Source organism: Acinetobacter sp. CS-2 (genome assembly GCF_016599715.1).
GTDB lineage: Bacteria > Pseudomonadota > Gammaproteobacteria > Pseudomonadales > Moraxellaceae > Acinetobacter.
In genome coordinates this window covers 1,638,685-1,657,281 of record NZ_CP067019.1, presented here as the reverse complement: position 1 = coordinate 1,657,281, position 18,597 = coordinate 1,638,685, and the positions used below count along the sequence as shown (strand labels likewise).

The window sequence follows — 18,597 nt, the reverse complement described above, 5'->3', positions numbered from 1 at the left end:
AAAAAAGCCCTATAGTTTTACACTACAGAGCCAGTTTCTAAACTTCAAGATTTTATTTATTTTTACAATAATGATCTTCAATGAGACAATCTTAACCTTCTACAGATTCATTTTTTTATGCTCTGCATGGGGTTCATCCGTTTTACCGGTAAGACTTCCTTTCATCACCTTAAACAGTTGGGTCATTTTATTGTCGGTGACATTCCAATACTCGGCACTGACGGCCTCAGCAACCAGAACCCGTACACTCGGATCATCTCTTCCTTCGAACCAGTTTTCAGCAGATGAATTCCACAGCTCATCAATCAGGGCAGAATTTGTACTGATATGTGCATGTGCACTAATTGACACATAAATGCTATCTGAAGGTTTAGCGAAGGACAGTCCAATCTGATTACGTCCAGATTCAATCGCATTCACCAGATCATTGGTACTTTTCAAAATAAAGTAAAGGTTCTGGCTTTCATTCATACGTTCAGAATTAAGCATAGTCATGGGTTGTGCATGGATTTCCTGGGATTCAGTACTATGACTGATCATTGAAAATCGTATCTCTTTAATCAGTTCCCATAATTTTTCACGATCTTGATTATCTGTCATCATTATTCTCCTGCAATAGACCTAATAAATAAACTCTCTAATTTGTGCTTAACTTCTGTTCAAGATTAATTATATTTTCCAATTTTAATATCCTATCTCACTGATTTTATACATTTGCATAATAAAAGCTGTTAGCAATGATCATAAGAATTAACGAAGACCAATTCTGTTACATTTTAGTTTAGAAAGAATGCAATACTATGAATTTTGGTGATTTTTTTATTATTAAAATATGTATTCACCATGCTTTCCTGTATAAGAAAGACGGATCAGGCATATATTAAATTCGAAGAGATAAATGTTGGATATGCAGTCAAATGACTTAAAAGCTACACCCCTCTTTATTTCTACTGAGGAAATAAAGAGGGAGACATCAATATCAAAATATTCAGTTCATATCATGCAATTTCTTTCAAGTTCAGTTCTTCCTGCATAAATTCACGTAACTTGAACTTCTGCGCCTTACCTGAAGCTGTCATCGGAAACTCGTGGAAGAAACGCACATAGCGCGGCACCTTGTTATGCGAAATATGCTCCTGACAATACTGACGGATTGTTTCTTCAGTACATGGATCATTTTCGTGCAGAATGATGCAGGCACACAGTTCTTCACCATATCTAGGATCTGGCACACCAATCACCTGTACATCTGAAACTGCCGGGTGAGTATAAAGGAAGTCTTCAATTTCTTTCGGGAACAGGTTCTCACCACCACGAATCACCACATCCTTGATTCGGCCCTTGATTTTGACAAAACCTTCATCATCCATTTCGGCAATATCACCGGTATGCATCCAGCGTGCACAATCAATGACTTCTTGGGTTTTGTCCTGATCTTCCCAATAACCCAGCATCACGGAATAACCACGTACACACAGTTCACCCAATTGACCACGCGGAACCACCTTGCCTTCTTCATCGACAATTTTAACTTCCAGATGCGGATGAACCCGGCCAACGGTACTGACACGTCGCTCGACACTGTCTTCAGTGGAGCTTTGTGCACTCACCGGCGCAGTTTCAGTCATACCATAACAGATGGTAATTTCAGTCATATGCATACGTTCAATCACACGCTGCATGATTTCCTGTGGACAGGGGCTACCCGCCATAATGCCGGTACGCAAGCTGGACAGGTCGAATTCGTCAAATTGCTCATGTTCCAGCACGGCAATAAACATGGTTGGCACACCATAGGCCGCAGTACATTTTTCTTGCTGGATGGCTTTCAATGTTTCCAGCGGGTTAAACACTGCTGAAGGATAAATCATGGCTGAACCGTGGGTAATACAGGCCAAGTTGCCCATCACCATGCCAAAACAGTGGAATAGCGGTACCGAAATACAGACCCGGTCTTCCGACCCTAAATGAATCGCTTCACCGACAAAGTAACCGTTATTCAAAATATTGTTATGGGTCAGCATGGTGCCTTTCGGATTGCCTGTAGTCCCCGAAGTAAACTGGATATTAATGGTTTCATCGAACTGCAATTCACTCGAAACTTGCTGTAATTTTTCTAAGGCTTTTGCACTCGGCTCAACCAGCAGGTCTTGAAAACGATGTAGACCAGTATGTGCTTGATCATCAATCTTGATGACATGCTTCAAATGCGGCAGACGCTCTGCATTGAGTAATTTACTTTCAGCCTGCTTCAGCTCAGGGGCAATTTTGGTCAGAATTTCCTGATAGTCAGTGGTTTTGAACTGCGCTGCAATCACCAGTCCCTTACAGGAAACCTTGTTCAGGACATATTCCAGCTCATTGCTTTTATAGGCCGGATTCAGGTTGACTAGAATAATGCCCGCCTTAAAGGCTGCAAACTGGGTAATAGTCCATTCCACACAGTTCGGCGACCAGATGGCCAGACGGTCACCTTTTTCCAGACCCAATTTCTGCAAACTGCAAGCAAAAGCATTCACTTGCTGTTGCAGCTGCTGATAGGTTAGACGCACATTCTGATGCAAGCTGACGATTGCATCAGAATGTGCATACTGTTCGCATGCCTGATCAAATTTTTCACCAATAGTCATGCCCAATAAGGGTTGACTGCTTGTTCCATAGGCATAGCTTAACCGTACTTGTGTCATTGAATCGATCTCCTTGATTCTTTGTAATTCTGATTTTCAACTTTACTAATTGTTTTATGACCACGACGACCTTGTCTATATGCCTGTTTTTGTGTGCTTATGCTGCTGAATTTCCCTCCTGTCGACGTACTGCGTTAACACAAAAATCGGCAATCTGTGTGACAAAGTGATCCTTATACTTCTGATCAAACATTACATTACGGGATGGATTCAAAGGTTCAATCACCACAAAGGTCATGGCACCCACCACGCCCAAAGCTACGGTATTTAAATCTTCAAATTCGAACTCTCCGTTCACCTTCCCTTCGGCCAGAATCTCCTTAATACTTTGTTTGATCAGCTGTTTACTGCGAAAACGCTCATGTTCCATTTCCGGATTGACCGGCTCGAACATCAGTGAATACGCCAATTGGGGGCTGTTCATGGCACGCTTCACAAAAGTTGTAACAGATTTTTGCAATTTCAGTTTTGGCGACAAATCTGACCCGGCAATATGGTTCAAAATTCCTACTTCATGCTGAATCGCTGCCGATAAAACCTCAATCAAAATCTGGTTTTTGTTTTCGAAATATCGATATACCAGCCCTGTAGAAACGCCTGAACGTTCTGCAATCGCCTGAATCGATGCCTCCTTAAAGCCCCCTTGAGTAATCAGTTCACGAGCAGACTGTAAAATCGACAAGCGATTTTGTTCCATTCGTTCCTGCATCAGTGATGATCTTTTATAACTCATAAAATTATTCTCAACAAGATAAAATGAATTGTAAATCATTTTGTGAATATTGGTTCACTTTTTTAATTTTTCGTTGTATGTTAAAAAACAAGCACAACAAAAATGCTTTTTTGGACACAACAAATATAACCTCAGGATGGATGAAGAATGAATTTACAAAGCTTGGATTTCGGTTTGGATGAAACTCTGATAGCGCTTCGTGATTCAGTGGCCGCTTTTTGCGCCAAGGAAATTGCCCCAATTGCCCAACAGGTCGACCGTGACAATGAATTCCCGGCTCACCTTTGGAAAAAATTTGGCGAGATGGGCCTGCTTGGTCTAACTGTCAGTGAAGAATATGGCGGTTCAAATTTCGGTTATCTGGCGCACATCATTGCCATGCAGGAAATTTCCCGTGCTTCTGCATCCATTGGCTTGTCCTATGGCGCACATTCTAACCTATGTGTGAACCAAATTAATCGAAATGGCACTGAAGAACAGAAACAGCGTTATTTACCTAAACTGATTTCAGGTGAATATGTCGGCGCCTTAGCAATGTCAGAACCGAATGCCGGCTCGGATGTCGTTAGCATGAAACTCAAAGCTGAAGATAAAGGCGATCATTACCTGCTGAATGGTTCAAAAATGTGGATCACCAATGGTGGCGATGCCGATGTATTGGTGGTCTATGCAAAAACCGATTTGCAAGCCGGCGCCAAAGGCATGACTGCATTTCTGGTTGAGAAAAATATGCCAGGTTTCAGTCATGGCACGCATTTGGACAAACTGGGTATGCGTGGTTCCAATACTTATCCGCTGTTTTTTGACAATGTTAAAGTCCCGAAAGAAAACGTCATGGGCGGCGTTGGCAATGGCACCAAAGTGCTGATGAGTGGTCTGGACTATGAGCGTGCCGTGTTGAGTGCCGGCCCACTGGGCATTATGGATGCCTGTATGGATACCGTGATCCCGTATATCCACGACCGTAAACAGTTTGGTCAGGCCATCGGTGAATTTCAGTTGATGCAGGGCAAAATTGCCGACATGTATTCCACCTGGTTGGCTTGTAAAGCACTGGTTTATGCGGTAGGCGCAGAGTGTGACAAAGCGGATCATAGCCGTAGCTTACGTAAAGATGCTGCCAGTGCCATTTTATATGCCGCTGAAAAAGCCACCTGGATGGCAGGTGAAACCATTCAGACCTTGGGTGGAAGCGGTTATATCAACGAATTTGCTGCTGGCCGTTTATGGCGCGATGCCAAACTGTATGAAATTGGCGCGGGTACTTCAGAAATTCGCCGTATGTTGATTGGTCGTGAACTGTTTAATGAAACAGCTTAAAGATAAACCATAAGCACATAAACAAGGATGTTCGGAATGAATCAATTACAGAGCAAAATTAATATCCGTAGCGAAGAATTTAAGAACAACCAGGCGGCTATGCAAACGCTGGTAGAAGATCTTAAACAAAAAGTCGAAAAAATTGCCTTGGGTGGCGGTGAAACTGCCCGTCAAAAACATTTAGCTCGCGGTAAATTATTACCAAGAGATCGTATTGATCATCTGATCGATCCAGGTACAGCTTTTATTGAAATTGGACAATTGGCTGCCTATCAGGTCTATCAGGATGATGTTCCTGCAGCAGGTGTCGTGGCCGGTGTGGGTCAGGTAAATGGTGTGACCTGCATGATCGTGGCGAATGATGCTACGGTCAAAGGCGGGACTTATTATCCATTGACCGTGAAAAAGCATTTACGTGCTCAGGAAATTGCCGAACAGAATCATCTGACTTGTATTTATCTAGTCGATTCTGGCGGTGCTTATCTGCCTTTACAGGATGAAGTTTTCCCGGATCGTGATCACTTCGGCCGTATCTTCTACAATCAAGCACGTATGTCGAGCCAAGGTATTGCCCAGATTGCTGTGGTGATGGGTAGCTGTACTGCGGGTGGTGCTTATGTGCCAGCCATGTCAGATGAAACCATCATTGTGCGTAATCAGGGCACCATTTTCCTTGGCGGCCCTCCTCTGGTCAAAGCAGCCACTGGTGAAGTCGTTTCCAGTGAAGACTTAGGTGGCGGTGATGTGCACACCCGTTTGTCTGGCGTGGCCGATCATCTGGCGGAGAATGATGAACATGCGATTGCGATTGCCCGCAATATCGTGGCGAACCTGAACAAAAAGCCAAACAAGACCGCAGATGAAATTGAAGCACCGCTGTTTGACAGTTCAGAACTGTACGGCATTGTGCCAAGTGACACGCGCAAACCCTTCGATATCCGCGAAGTGATTGCCCGCATTGTCGATGGCTCACGTTTTGACGAGTTCAAGGCACGTTTTGGCACTACACTGGTCACCGGTTTTGCCAAGCTCTACGGCATGCCGGTTGGGATTATCGCCAATAATGGCATTCTGTTTTCCGAATCGGCTCAAAAAGGTGCGCATTTTATTGAACTGTGTACCCAGCGCAATATTCCTTTGATTTTCCTGCAAAACATTACCGGCTTTATGGTGGGCCGCCAGTATGAAAATGAAGGTATCGCCAAAAATGGTGCCAAGCTGGTGATGGCTGTGGCCAATGCCAATGTCCCGAAACTGACCCTGGTGATTGGCGGTTCTTTTGGCGCCGGTAACTATGGTATGTGTGGACGCGCCTACTCGCCACGCTTTATGTGGACCTGGCCAAACTCGCGTATTTCGGTGATGGGTGGCGAACAGGCCTCCAGCGTATTGTCGACCTTAAAACGCGACCAGATTGAGCAAAAAGGCGGAACTTGGTCGGCTGAAGAAGAAGACCAGTTTAAACAGCCAATTCGTGAGCAGTACGAACGCCAGGGCCATCCTTATTATGCGTCTGCACGTTTATGGGATGACGGTGTGATTGATCCGGCGCAATCGCGTGAAGTGCTGGCCCTCAGTCTGGCTGCAGCCCTGAATGCACCCATCCAGCCAACCAAATTCGGCGTGTTCCGCATGTAAGAGGTGACATAAATGACCTATCAGTTTTTACAGCTCGAACAGCAGGATCAGGTCGCCACGGTCTGGATTAACCGTGCTGAATTGCACAATGCCTTTAATACCCAGGTGATTGAAGAACTGCATGCCTGCTTCCAGTCTTTAAACGACCGTGATGATGTGCGTGTGGTGATTCTGGCGGGCCGAGGCAAAAGCTTCTCCGCTGGCGCTGATCTGAACTGGATGAAACAGGCCGGTCAGGCTTCACAGGCAGACAATGAAGCCGATGCCCTCAAACTGGCAAAAATGCTGCAAAGCCTAGCAACCTTGAAACAGCCAACCATTGCCCGTGTACATGGCATTGCTTTCGGCGGTGGCATGGGGCTGGCTTCTGCCTGTGATATCTGCATCGCAAGCACCGATGCCAAATTTGCCACTTCAGAAGTACGTTTAGGATTAGCCCCTTCCACCATTAGCCCTTATGTGATTCGTGCGATTGGTGCGCGTCAGGCTTCACGTTATTTCCTGACCGCAGAGCGGATTTCTGCTGAACAGGCCAAAACCATTGGACTAGCGCATGAAGTCACTACTCCAGAACAGCTCGACAGCAAAATTGATGAAATTGTTGAAGCACTTTTACTCGGTGGTCCTGCTGCGCAAACCGCCTCCAAGCAATTGATTCAACTGGTTGACCAACAGGTTTTGACCGAAGATTTACTGCTTAAAACAGCACAGCATATTGCCCATGTTCGCCAGGGAGATGAGGCGAAAAATGGCTTAAATGCATTTTTAAATAAACAAAGCCCGGCCTGGATCAAGACCACGGCATAACAACAAGAAGGATCCTACAATGTTTGAAAAGATTTTAATTGCCAACCGTGGTGAAATTGCCTGCCGTGTGATTCGTACAGCGAAGAAATTAGGAATTGCTACCGTTGCAGTCTATTCCGATGCCGATGCGCAGGCACAGCATGTCAAACTGGCCGATGAAGCGATCTATATTGGTGAATCACCAGCCGCACAAAGCTATTTGCAAATTGACCGTATTATTCAGGCAGCAAAAGCGACTGGTGCTCAGGCGATTCACCCTGGTTATGGCTTCCTGTCTGAAAATGACCAGTTTGCCGAAGCATGCCAAGCCAATAACATCACTTTTATTGGACCACCAGTAGCCGCCATTCTGGCGATGGGCCTGAAAGCCACCTCTAAAGCCTTGATGGAAAAAGCAGGTGTGCCTTTAACACCCGGCTATCACGGTACCAATCAGGATGCTGATTTCCTGAAACAGCAGGCAGATAATATTGGCTATCCGGTGCTGATTAAAGCCAGTGCTGGTGGTGGCGGTAAAGGCATGCGTCTGGTGGAACGCAGCGAAGACTTTCTCAGCTTATTGGCTTCTTGCAAAAGTGAAGCCCGTTCCAGCTTTGGTAATGAAGATGTACTGATTGAACGTTATGTGATTCAACCACGTCATATTGAAGTGCAAGTCTTTGGTGATACGCATGGCAACTATGTACATTTGTTTGAGCGTGATTGTTCGGTACAACGTCGCCACCAGAAAGTACTGGAAGAAGCCCCAGCACCAAAAATGCCAGAAGATAAACTGGAAGCGATGCGTCAGGCTGCGATTGACGCTGCTCGTGCAGTGAATTACGTTGGCGCTGGCACAGTAGAGTTTATTGTCGAGCAAGACGGTACGGCTTATTTCATGGAAATGAACACCCGCTTGCAGGTTGAACATCCGGTGACTGAAATGATTACCGGACAGGATCTGGTGGAATGGCAACTGCGCGTAGCTTTTGGTGAACCGTTACCGAAACAGCAGCATGAATTGCAGATTCACGGTCATGCACTTGAAGCACGTGTCTATGCCGAAGAACCAGAAAAAGGTTTTATTCCGGCGATTGGCCAGATCAGCTATTTGCACTATCCAGAACAAAATGACTGTGTACGTGTGGATAGCGGTATTGTCGAAGGTGATGAAATCAGCACCTATTATGATCCGATGATTGCCAAACTGATTGTCTGGGGCAAAAACCGTGAAGCGGCCTTGACCCAAATGCATCATGCACTTTGCCAGTTCCATGTTGACGGTTTAGGCAACAACATTGCCTTTCTGGATCGACTGGTTCTCTGTGACTCATTTAAAAATGCAAACCTAGACACTGGACTGATCCAGCGTGAAGAAGAGTTTTTGCTCAAGCCTTCTGCTGATATCAGTACCGAACTGGTGGTTAGTGCTGCACTGATTGAACTACTTTCACGTCAGGCACAGAATCCCGTTCCAAGTAATCCGGTGTGGCAGCAAAAAGCATTCTGGCGCCTGAACCAGAAAAATAGCCATATAGTGCAATTACAACGTAATGGTTTTACCCTAAAAGTTCAGTTCAATACTCAAGATCAAGGCTTTGTCGCCAGCTATAACGGTCAGCAGATTCAAATACAGGGTCAGTTTATTGATGCACATACTTTAGCGTTGCAACTGGCAGGAAAACAGCAAAAACTGTCCTTTAGTCAGACTGCACAAGGCATTACCCTGTTCCATCAAGGCCAAAGCTACAAGTTTACTTATCTGAAAAATGACTTTAACAGTCAGGATGAACAAGGTGCTGAAAATAACCTGACTGCACCGATGCCAGGTGTAATCACCCAGGTACTGGTCGCAGCCAATGATAAGGTGAAAAAAGACGATGTGCTGATGACGCTGGAAGCCATGAAGATCGAATATTCGATTCGTGCACCGCATGACGGTATCATCGCAAGCTCATATTTCCAGAAAGGTGATCAGGTCAAAGCCGGTGATGAACTGGTCGAGTTCCAGCCATTGGCGGAGGAAGTCGCATGACGGATTTTGTCAAAATCGTAGAAGTCGGGCCACGCGATGGCCTGCAAAATGAAAAAATGCCCCTCACCCTGGATGACCGGAAAAACCTGATTCTGGATTTGATGAAAACCGGTTTGCAGGCGATTGAAGTCGGCTCTTGCGTTTCAGCCAAATGGGTGCCGCAAATGGCGGACAGTGATGTACTGTTTGCCAGCTTACCCAAAGATCCAAATATTCAATTCAGTTTGTTAACCCCGAACATGAAAGGATTTGAGTCTGCACTGGCTGTCGGTTGTAAGGAAGTTGCGGTGTTTACCGCAGCTTCGGAAAGCTTTACCCGCAAAAACATCAACTGTTCGATTGATGAAAGTTTGGAGAAGTTTGCCGATGTCATGGCAGCAGCCAAAGCCAATGACATCAAGGTGCGTGGTTATGTCTCCTGTATGGTCGACTGCCCTTATGAAGGCGCGATTGATCCCAAACAAGTAGTGAAAGTTACTCAGCGCTTACTGGAGATGGGCTGTTATGAAGTGTCTCTGGGTGAAACTATTGGTACAGCGACACCAGATCGGGTGAAAAATGTCTGGGAGGCCTGCCTGGCTGAACTTGATGCCAAAGTGTTAGCAGGACATTTTCATAATACCTATGGCATGGCGATTGCCAATATTTATCAGTCACTTCTGCAAGGCATTCGGGTCTTTGATTCCTCCATTGCTGGCCTAGGTGGTTGTCCTTATGCCAAAGGGGCTTCAGGCAATGTCTCAACCGAAGACCTGTATTATCTGCTTTCCAAGATGGGCTATGAAACCGGTATTCAGCTGGATGCCCTGATGCAGGCCAGTCGTAATATCAGTGAAGTCTTGCAGCGCAATAATCCATCCAATTATGCCAATGCCTATTGGCAAAAAGCCTGTGCTTAAAAACAATCATGCTTGAGCAAAATGACCTCAAGCAATCATAAGGATATAAGCAGCAGCCCAAATCTGCTGCAACAACAATAGAGGTGACAAGATGTCAAACAAGGTCTATGACAGCGCTCAAGCCGCCTTAAAAGGTGTTGTTCAAGATGGTCATACCCTGGCGGTCGGCGGTTTTGGTTTATGTGGTATTCCGGAAGCCTTGATTGCGGCTTTAAAAGAAACGGGCGCGAAAAACCTGACCTGTATTTCCAATAATGCCGGTGTGGATGGTTTTGGCCTGGGGCTATTGCTGGAAACCAAACAGATAAAAAAAATGATCTCCTCTTATGTCGGTGAAAATAAAGAGTTTGAACGTCAATATTTAAACGGTGAACTAGAAGTTGAACTGACTCCGCAAGGGACTTTGGCAGAGAAATTACGTGCTGGTGGTGCCGGTATCCCCGCTTTTTATACGGCGACGGGTGTCGGGACCGTCATTGCTGAAGGTAAAGATGTTGGCGAATTTAACGGTAAATCCTACATTCTGGAAGAGTCTTTGACTGCCGATGTGGCTTTGGTCAAAGCCTATAAGGCGGATAAAGCGGGCAACCTGATTTTCCGTAAAACAGCGCAAAACTTTAATCCGGTCTGTGCCATGGCCGGTAAAATCACCATTGCTGAAGTGGAAGAAATTGTCGAGATTGGTGCGCTTGATCCAGACGAAATTCATCTACCTGGTATTTATGTAAACCGAATTGTCTTAAATACCCAACCAGAAAAACGCATTGAACAGATGACTTTAAAGGCGGAGGCTTGATCTCATGGCTTGGACACGTAATGAAATGGCGCAGCGCGCTGCACAAGAGCTTGAAGATGGTTTCTATGTCAATCTGGGGATTGGCCTGCCAACATTGGTAGCGAACTATATTCCGGAAAATATCAATGTCTGGCTACAGTCAGAAAATGGTTTATTGGGGATTGGTGAATTTCCAACCGAGGAGACTGTCGATGCCGATTTGATCAATGCCGGCAAACAGACCGTCACTGCGAGGAAAGGTGCTTCATTTTTCTCAAGCGCTGATTCTTTCGCCATGATCCGTGGCGGTCATGTCAATATTGCCATTCTGGGTGCCATGGAAGTCTCGGAAACTGGCGATTTGGCCAACTGGATGATTCCGGGTAAAAAAGTCAAAGGTATGGGCGGTGCGATGGACCTGGTCGCAGGTGTACAAAAAGTTGTGGTGCTCATGGAACACTGCGCCAAAGATGGCACGCCTAAAATTGTTCCACAATGCAGCTTACCGCTGACTGGTCAGGCTGTCGTCAACCGTATTATTACTGACCTTGGAGTACTTGATGTCACTCCTGATGGGATTCGACTAGTTGAACTGGCGCCAGATGTGAGTCTTGAGGAAATTCAGAAAGTCACTGGCGTATCTTTACTTCGCAACGCTGCCTGATCCACCTGCTCCACCCAGCCCTTAAAAATGAAACGTTTTAAGGGCAAGCTCTTTTCGGCATGGAGTCCAAGTGGCTAAATAAAACAGCCTTTAAAATGCGACCCGTGTAAATTGTATTTATTAAGGCATCGTTCCAACCGTGGTCATCTTTGACAATTGAGATTATGGCGCGACCTAAATCCGACGCCAAAATATGCCCTGTGCTTAAAAAAATGCCGTATGCTGACCTTTCAGGCTATCGGGCATGGTGTAGGCTTCAAGCTTGTCTGCTGCATTGACACAAAAAAGTGAAACATTGGCATTTTCACCTAAGGATTTAAGTTGTAATACTGCGCCACGTTGGATTCGTGCAGACCGTTTGAATTACAACCTCCCGGGCTTTTATCCCTCCGTGTAGCTTTGGTTTTATTTAACCTAGCCGTGAACTCTCGGTCTCAGTCACATTGAAAAATGCCGGAACCCTAGATCACTTTATGATGCTTAAAGAAATGCAAAGGACATGCCAATTTAGTATTACGCTTTTTATTGTTCGTAATACTTAAAATGAGCAAAAAGAGGTCATCTTCGTTGTGAAATCGAAATCCGATGCCGTATTTGCACCTAAACTAGACTTTTTATCTGCCAGATAAAGTCTGATAATACGGTCAGCAATAAAATGGATTCGGCATGTTTAAAGATAAAAAGCTGGTGTGTTTCGATCTGGATGGTACCTTGATTGATTCCGTAGGCATCTGGAATCAAGTGGACGCAGCCCTGATTCAACAGTTAGCAAAGATAGATGTTGATCATCATAGCATTCAGCAGCAGCAGCGCGATACACAGCTGAATAAATTTCGACAGTCTGCTGATCCCTATCTGGAATATTGTGCTTATCTGAATGAATTGTATGGTTTTAATTTAACAAAAGAACAAGTAAAGTTACGCCGTTATGCCATTTCACGGCATTTTCTCGATTATGTCGTGGAGCTAAAACCGCAAGCAGAAAATTTGATTCAGGCGTTGAAACAACATGGTATTCAACTGGCGTTAACCACCACGACGAGTTTATATAATATCCAGCGTTATCAAGAGAATAATAAACTCATCAATAGCAAAATTGATTTCAGCAACGATTTCGCATTGATGTTAACGCGTGAAAATGTCGACAACATCAAGCCACATCCAGAAGTGTATTTAAAGGCACTGCAACATTTTGATCTAAAGCCAGAACAATGTCTGATTGTTGAAGATTCGCTCATTGGGGTGGAAGCTGCAAATCATGCCGGCATTGATGTCGTTGCACTCTATGATCAATATTCTGCCGATGAAAGCGACCTGATCAAATCCAAAGCGAATTATTATATAGAAGGTTTTACAGCGTTATTAAGTTCTCTAAACTAAAAAAAGATGTCATGAATCATAGATTTCATGACATCTTCTGTAGGGATAGATTGTTTTGTTAATTATTGCTTTTATGCGTTATTTTGCTTTCTTATAGACCGAGCCTGAACCCACCAGATTGCCGGTTTTCTCATCAATTGCAAAATCAACCATAGCCGCACCAGCATTCACCTCAAGAAAACCATTTTTACCCACTGAGGCAGGTACAGGATTTTTCTTTTCAGTTTTACCCGTTGCTTTATCTTTAATCGTATTGGTAATGAAATAATTGTCACCATTCTTGGAAATGACCAGGATATTTTCCAGTTTTGGATTTTCCAGGGTGTTTTTCCAGTTCCCCTGATAATCCGATGCTTCAGTGGTACACGCAGTTAACAACAGTGCTAATGAGATTCCTGAAAAATATTGAAGATATTTCAAAATTTAAGACCTTGAATGTTACGATGCAGTCATTATAGAAAGAACCCTCTGAGGGTTAAGCGAGATCTTGTAGGCAAAGCGTTTCAGCCGTAATGAATCTGTCTTGCCTTCGTCATTTTTTGAAAATTCTCTCCACATTTCATTCATAAAAACTTAATTTAGAATTAGATTAGGAATTAAAAAACCCATCATAAGATGGGTTTTGTTTTATACATTTAGCTATCTTTATGCAGTTTTATGCATGTTTCCAGTCTCTTCAAATGTTGCATGCCAAGACAAGGTTTCTTCAAGAAGATGCGGGGTTTGCCCACCACGCTGGCAAGCGCGTTCAAAATAATCATTCAGTTCATCGCGATAATCAGGATGCGCACATAAATCGATAATCTTGCGGGCACGCTCACGCGGAGCCAGACCGCGTAAATCTGCCAGACCGTTTTCTGTCACCAAAATATCAACATCATGATCGGTATGGTCAGTATGGCTGACCATTGGAACTACAGATGAAATAGCCCCACCTTTGGCGACCGATTTGGTCACAAAAATTGCTATATGGGCATGCCGGGTAAAGTCGCCCGAACCACCAATACCATTCATCATTTTTGTACCGGTGACATGGGTAGAATTGACGTTACCGTAGATATCAAACTCAAGCGCGGTATTAATGGCAATAATCCCCAAACGGCGGATGATTTCAGGATTATTGGAAATTTCCTGCGGACGCAGCACAATTTTGTCTTTGTATTGTTCAAAATTCTGCATCACATGTTGTGCACAAGAATCTGACAAGGTCATTGAACAGCCTGAAGCAAAGGTCATTTTACCTGAATCAATCAACTCAAAAGTACAGTCCTGTAACACTTCCGAATACATTTCCAAGTCATGAAAATTGGAATGTTCAAAACCTGAAAAAACCGCATTGGCAATCGAACCAACTCCAGACTGTAATGGGCCTAAATTTTCCGGTAAACGCCCGGCTGCCACTTCGCCTTCAAAAAACTGAATCAGATGTTTGGCAATGGCCAAAGTATCCTGATCCGGTTCATCCATGTTAAAAGAGGTATCAGGAATATCATTCAGCACAATCGCTGAAATCTTTTCCGGACTAACCTGAATCCCAACCGTTCCAATCCGGTCACCCGCATGAATCAACGGAATCGGTGCGCGGTTCGGACGGGCTTTCGGTACATAAATGTCATGTACGCCTTCCAGCACCGGATTAATGGTATTGTCAATTTCGACAATCACATGATCTGCCATTTCCACAAAGTTGGCCGAGTTACCGCATGAACCGGTTGGAATAATCTGCCCATCTTCAGTAATCGCCGTTGCTGCAATAATTGCTACATTAATCGACGGCAAGTTGTGATGACGGATGTTATCGGCCATTTCAGACAAATGCTGATCGATATACATCACCTCACCAGCATTGATGGATTTACGCAGACCGGGATCAGCCTGATAAGGATAACGACGCTCAATTGCATGAGCTTCATTTAAACGGCCATCAATTTTATTGCCCAGGCTGGCACCTGTCGCCAAGGTAATTTTCAAGGGATGCTCTTTGGCATGTTCAGCCAGAGCCAACGGTACTGCTTTTGCCTCACCTGCACCACCAAAACCACTTAAACCGACTACAGCACCGTCTTGAATCAATTTAATCGCTTGTTCAGCAGACATAATTTTGTCGCGAAGGGAGACTAAGCGAATGCGATCTAAACCATTCATAATAAAAATCTCAAAAATAAACATATTGTTTTTCACCATCCCGGCGTGCTGGAATGTTGGTTGTTATTGCTTATTAAATTCTAATTCGTTACTTATCGCTCTACGCTGATAGAGACTTTTTAGATCAGCTCGACTGCAACCGCGGTTGCTTCACCGCCACCAATACATAAACTGGCAATGCCTTTTTTACCACGGGTACGTTTTAGGGCATGTACTAAAGTCACGATAATACGTGAACCGGATGAACCGAGTGGATGACCCAATGCGCAAGCACCACCATTGATGTTCACTTTTGCTTCATCCAGATTGAACGCATCTATCGCAGCCATCGCCACCATGGCAAATGCTTCATTGATTTCCCAAAGGTCAACCTCCTGAGCATCCCAGCCGGCTTTTTTCAATACTTTTTCAATCGCACCGACTGGTGCAATACTGAATTCTGTAGGATGTTGTGAGTTGGAGCCATAAGCGACAATTTTTGCCAGTGGTTTTAATCCCCGTTGTGCCGCAATTTCCTCTGAAGTCAGCACTAAAGCCGACGCACCATCTGAAATCGAACTGGAATTGGCGGCAGTAATGGTGCCATCTTTTTTAAATGCAGGACGTAAAGTTGGAATTTTATCGGCCTTGGCATTCAGCGGTTGTTCGTCTTGCTCAACAACTACATCACCTTTACGTGAAGACACGGTTACAGGCACGATTTCTTCTTTAAAATAACCATTGTTGATGGCAGTGACCGCTTTATTCAACGAGCTGATGGCAAAGGCATCTTGCTGTTCGCGGGTATAACCTTTTTTATCTGCCATTTCTTGTGCAAGAATACCCATGGAAAGACCGGTTTCAGCATCTTCCAGACCTTCCTGAAACATATGATCGGTGATTTTGCCATGCCCCATACGATAACCGGCACGCGCCTTGTCCAGTAGATATGGCGCATTACTCATCGATTCCATACCGCCTGCAACTACAATTTCAGCAGAACCGGCTTTAATGGCATCAGCAGCCTGCATCACCGCTTTCATGCCTGAACCACAAATTTTATTAATGGTGGTTGCACCCGTACTATCAGGTAAACCTGCCTGACGCATGGCTTGGCGGGCCGGACCCTGTTTTAAACCGGCCGGAAGTACACAGCCAAAAATCACTTCATCAATATCGGTTGGTTGCAAGCCGGAACGCTCTACAGCTTCTTTAATAGCTGCTGCACCTAAATCTGGTGCTGTACATGGAGACAGTGCTCCTTGGAAGCCACCCATTGCTGTACGAACACCATTTACAATAACAATCATTTTTTCCATCCTAATTTATCAATCTTGTTGTGTGACATGAGCTATACCTTCAGCTCATGTCATTTCCATCTTTATTAAACCCTGTATTAAAGCATCGTGCCAAACTTAAGATTGGGCAGTAAAGTATTCCTCTGGTAACTGCATCACTACATCGGCACCGGCTTGAATACGTTGTACACGTGCAGCCAGGTCAGGTAAAACTTTGGCTACATAATACTGCGCTAACACCAGTTTGTTCTTGAAGAACGCTTCCGCTTTTGGTTGAGCGGCCTGGCTAATACGCGCATACATATAGACAAAGCTAAGTAATCCCACTACATGCAAGTAATCCACTGCTACAGCATTAGAGAACTCTGGCGCTGTTTTTGCATGGTTCACAATGAAAGCGGTAATGTCTTCAACTTGTGTACACACATCTAATGTAGCGGCTTTAATTGGCAAGGCATCATCTAAAGCTTGTGCAAACTCACGAATTTCCACAATGTATTCAGCAAGGTATGCACCACCGCATTTGATGGTCTTACGGCCAATCAGGTCAATCGCCTGAACGCCGTTGGTGCCTTCGTAAATTTGGGAAATGCGCAAGTCACGAATACATTGTTCCATGCCCCATTCACGAATATAACCGTGACCACCAAACACCATTTGTGCTTCCAGGCTTGAATCAAGTGCCTTGTCGGTTAAGTAGGCTTTTGCAATTGGGGTTAACAGTGCAACACGGTCATTGGCTTTACGTACTGCTTCAGCATCGGTTGAGTATTTGGTGATGTCGAGCTGTTGACCGACATAAACAGCAAAGGCGCGTGATGCTTCGTTGTTGGCACGAGCATTCAGCAACATACGACGCACATCGCCATGCACTAAAATAGAATCGGCTGGTTTTTCAGGTGCTTTTGCACCAGTTGCCGAACGGCCCTGCAAACGGTCTGTGGCATATTGTGCAGCATTTTGATAGGCAAATTCAGCCGCACCAATGCCTTGAATCCCCATAGATAAGCGTTCGTAGTTCATCATCACGAACATGGCTGCCAGACCTTCATTTTCCTTACCAACGATATAACCTTTGGCACCATCAAAGTTCATCACGCAAGTTGCAGATCCCTTAATCCCCATCTTATGTTCGATAGAACCGGCAGATACGGCATTACGTTCACCCACCGATCCATCTGCATTGACATGGAATTTAGGCACGATGAATAAGGAAATACCGCGTGAGCCAGCCGGTGCATTCGGTGTTTTTGCCAGAACCAGGTGAATGATGTTTTCAGACAGGTCGTGTTCACCACTGGTAATAAAGATTTTAGTCCCGGTAATATTGAATGAACCATCTTCATTCGGTTCTGCTTTGGTTTTGATCAACCCGAGATCTGTACCAGAATGCGGTTCTGTCAGGCACATAGTACCTGACCATTCACCGGTGTAGAATTTTGGTAGATAAGTCTCTTTTTGTTCTTGGGAAGCACGGTCATTAATCGCCATACCTGCACCCACAGTCAGTAATGGATAGAGCATAAATGAGGGGTTCGTACTCCAGATCATTTCATCAGCCAGTACCGTCAGCATTTTAGGCATGCCCTGACCGCCCCATTCTTCAGGTGCCCCCAGACCCACCCAGCCACCTTCGGCAAACTGTTTAAATGCTTCTTTAAAACCTTTAGGTGTAGTCACCACGCCATTATTAAACTGTGCGCCGCCTTCTTCATCACTGCTGCGGTTTAAATCAAGGATGACGTTTTTAGAAAACTTGGCCATTTCCTCTAAAATCGCATTAGCCGTTGCCATATCTAAATGAGCGAGGTTTTCATTACCCTGCCAGAATTCATCTGCCTTAAATACATCATTTAAAATAAATTCCATGTCTTTAAGGGGTGCGTTATAAATAGGCATATTGCTTTCCTTATGTGAAGACTTCGCATTAAAAATAGTGAAGTGCTTTTTAAAGTTGTAAGAACCTATACTGAAATAACGGATTTATTCTCACGTACATCTCTCTAAGTAAAATTTGACCATTCGCGCAGTTTGCAACATCCATGAAGAAAAAATGAATGCAGCGAGAATCAGGTTTAAAAACTTTACTCATCAGCTCGAGTGTTCAGAATCATTTCATCATTACTATTATGAGCAACGAATAAAACATGGTTTCTGTAAATCACTTTAAACTGAACCACTCACCATCAAGCCTAAGCTTAAATATGTGAATGAAATACGGTTAAATCAGCATATCTGCTCTTTGCGTTTTATGGGTT

Annotated in this window: 15 protein-coding genes, 1 pseudogene and 1 riboswitch; of the genes and pseudogenes, 8 read left to right on the top strand and 8 right to left on the bottom strand. The window is 44.5% G+C overall.

The features are described 5' to 3' along the window. Window positions 1-99: 99 nt before the first annotated feature. The 3 genes from JFY49_RS08305 to JFY49_RS08295 form a co-directional block, all read right to left on the bottom strand. Complete coding sequence (locus JFY49_RS08305; RefSeq protein WP_200222536.1) at window positions 100-600, bottom strand: pyridoxamine 5'-phosphate oxidase family protein; 501 nt, start codon at window positions 598-600, stop codon at window positions 100-102. A 398-nt stretch (window positions 601-998) separates the two neighbouring features. Further along, window positions 999-2,687: an AMP-binding protein gene (locus JFY49_RS08300; protein ID WP_200222535.1), complete on the bottom strand. Its 1,689-nt coding sequence runs from the start codon at window positions 2,685-2,687 to the stop codon at window positions 999-1,001. Window positions 2,688-2,784: 97 nt separating this feature from the next. Further along, window positions 2,785-3,420 carry a TetR/AcrR family transcriptional regulator gene (locus JFY49_RS08295; protein WP_200222534.1) on the bottom strand — a complete coding sequence of 212 codons (636 nt, stop codon included), beginning with the start codon at window positions 3,418-3,420 and terminating at the stop codon, window positions 2,785-2,787. A gap of 147 nt (window positions 3,421-3,567) precedes the next feature. On the opposite strand from JFY49_RS08295, the gene JFY49_RS08290 reads away from it, so the two are divergent. The 7 genes from JFY49_RS08290 to JFY49_RS08260 all read left to right on the top strand — a co-directional run bounded on the left by JFY49_RS08290 (window position 3,568) and on the right by JFY49_RS08260 (window position 11,537). Continuing rightward, a complete protein-coding gene (locus JFY49_RS08290) occupies window positions 3,568-4,740 on the top strand; it encodes an isovaleryl-CoA dehydrogenase (protein ID WP_200222533.1) in 1,173 nt (390 codons plus the stop codon). A gap of 36 nt (window positions 4,741-4,776) precedes the next feature. Continuing rightward, a complete protein-coding gene (locus JFY49_RS08285; RefSeq protein WP_200222532.1) occupies window positions 4,777-6,378 on the top strand; it encodes a carboxyl transferase domain-containing protein in 1,602 nt (533 codons plus the stop codon). A 12-nt stretch (window positions 6,379-6,390) separates the two neighbouring features. Next, a complete protein-coding gene (locus JFY49_RS08280) occupies window positions 6,391-7,185 on the top strand; it encodes an enoyl-CoA hydratase/isomerase family protein (RefSeq protein WP_200222531.1) in 795 nt (264 codons plus the stop codon). A gap of 19 nt (window positions 7,186-7,204) precedes the next feature. After that, window positions 7,205-9,199, top strand: coding sequence for an acetyl/propionyl/methylcrotonyl-CoA carboxylase subunit alpha (locus JFY49_RS08275; protein ID WP_200222530.1), 1,995 nt, complete (start codon window positions 7,205-7,207; stop codon window positions 9,197-9,199). Then, a complete protein-coding gene (locus JFY49_RS08270; RefSeq protein ID WP_200222529.1) occupies window positions 9,196-10,098 on the top strand; it encodes a hydroxymethylglutaryl-CoA lyase in 903 nt (300 codons plus the stop codon). The genes JFY49_RS08275 and JFY49_RS08270 overlap by 4 nt, the downstream gene beginning before the upstream one ends. 91 nt (window positions 10,099-10,189) lie before the next feature. After that, window positions 10,190-10,894, top strand: a complete 705-nt coding sequence (locus tag JFY49_RS08265; RefSeq protein ID WP_166170024.1) for a CoA transferase subunit A — start codon at window positions 10,190-10,192, stop codon at window positions 10,892-10,894. A gap of 4 nt (window positions 10,895-10,898) precedes the next feature. After that, entirely contained in the window at window positions 10,899-11,537 is a 639-nt protein-coding gene (locus tag JFY49_RS08260) for a CoA transferase subunit B (RefSeq protein ID WP_166170026.1), read from the top strand. 124 nt (window positions 11,538-11,661) lie between these two features. Here JFY49_RS08260 and JFY49_RS08255 read toward each other — a convergent pair. Further along, window positions 11,662-11,891 (bottom strand): annotated as a pseudogene (locus tag JFY49_RS08255) (DUF1989 domain-containing protein); the annotation flags it as partial. A gap of 14 nt (window positions 11,892-11,905) precedes the next feature. Further along, a riboswitch (guanidine-I (ykkC/yxkD leader) is annotated at window positions 11,906-12,013 on the bottom strand. 190 nt (window positions 12,014-12,203) lie between these two features. On the opposite strand from JFY49_RS08255, the gene JFY49_RS08250 reads away from it, so the two are divergent. Next, window positions 12,204-12,917, top strand: coding sequence for an HAD family hydrolase (locus JFY49_RS08250; RefSeq protein ID WP_200222528.1), 714 nt, complete (start codon window positions 12,204-12,206; stop codon window positions 12,915-12,917). Between the two features lie 78 nt (window positions 12,918-12,995). On the opposite strand, the gene JFY49_RS08245 is transcribed toward JFY49_RS08250, so the two are convergent. The 4 genes from JFY49_RS08245 to JFY49_RS08230 form a co-directional block, all read right to left on the bottom strand. After that, a complete protein-coding gene (locus tag JFY49_RS08245; protein WP_200222527.1) occupies window positions 12,996-13,337 on the bottom strand; it encodes a hypothetical protein in 342 nt (113 codons plus the stop codon). Between the two features lie 225 nt (window positions 13,338-13,562). Then, on the bottom strand, window positions 13,563-15,062 hold the full coding sequence (locus JFY49_RS08240; RefSeq protein WP_200222526.1) for a succinate CoA transferase: 1,500 nt from the start codon (window positions 15,060-15,062) through the stop codon (window positions 13,563-13,565). A 119-nt stretch (window positions 15,063-15,181) separates the two neighbouring features. Beyond that, the gene (locus JFY49_RS08235; RefSeq protein ID WP_200222525.1) at window positions 15,182-16,351 is read right to left on the bottom strand and encodes a thiolase family protein; all 1,170 of its coding nucleotides are present in this window, start codon (window positions 16,349-16,351) and stop codon (window positions 15,182-15,184) included. A 105-nt stretch (window positions 16,352-16,456) separates the two neighbouring features. Beyond that, the gene (locus JFY49_RS08230) at window positions 16,457-18,238 is read right to left on the bottom strand and encodes an acyl-CoA dehydrogenase C-terminal domain-containing protein (RefSeq protein ID WP_200222524.1); all 1,782 of its coding nucleotides are present in this window, start codon (window positions 18,236-18,238) and stop codon (window positions 16,457-16,459) included. Between the last annotated feature and the right edge of the window lie 359 nt (window positions 18,239-18,597).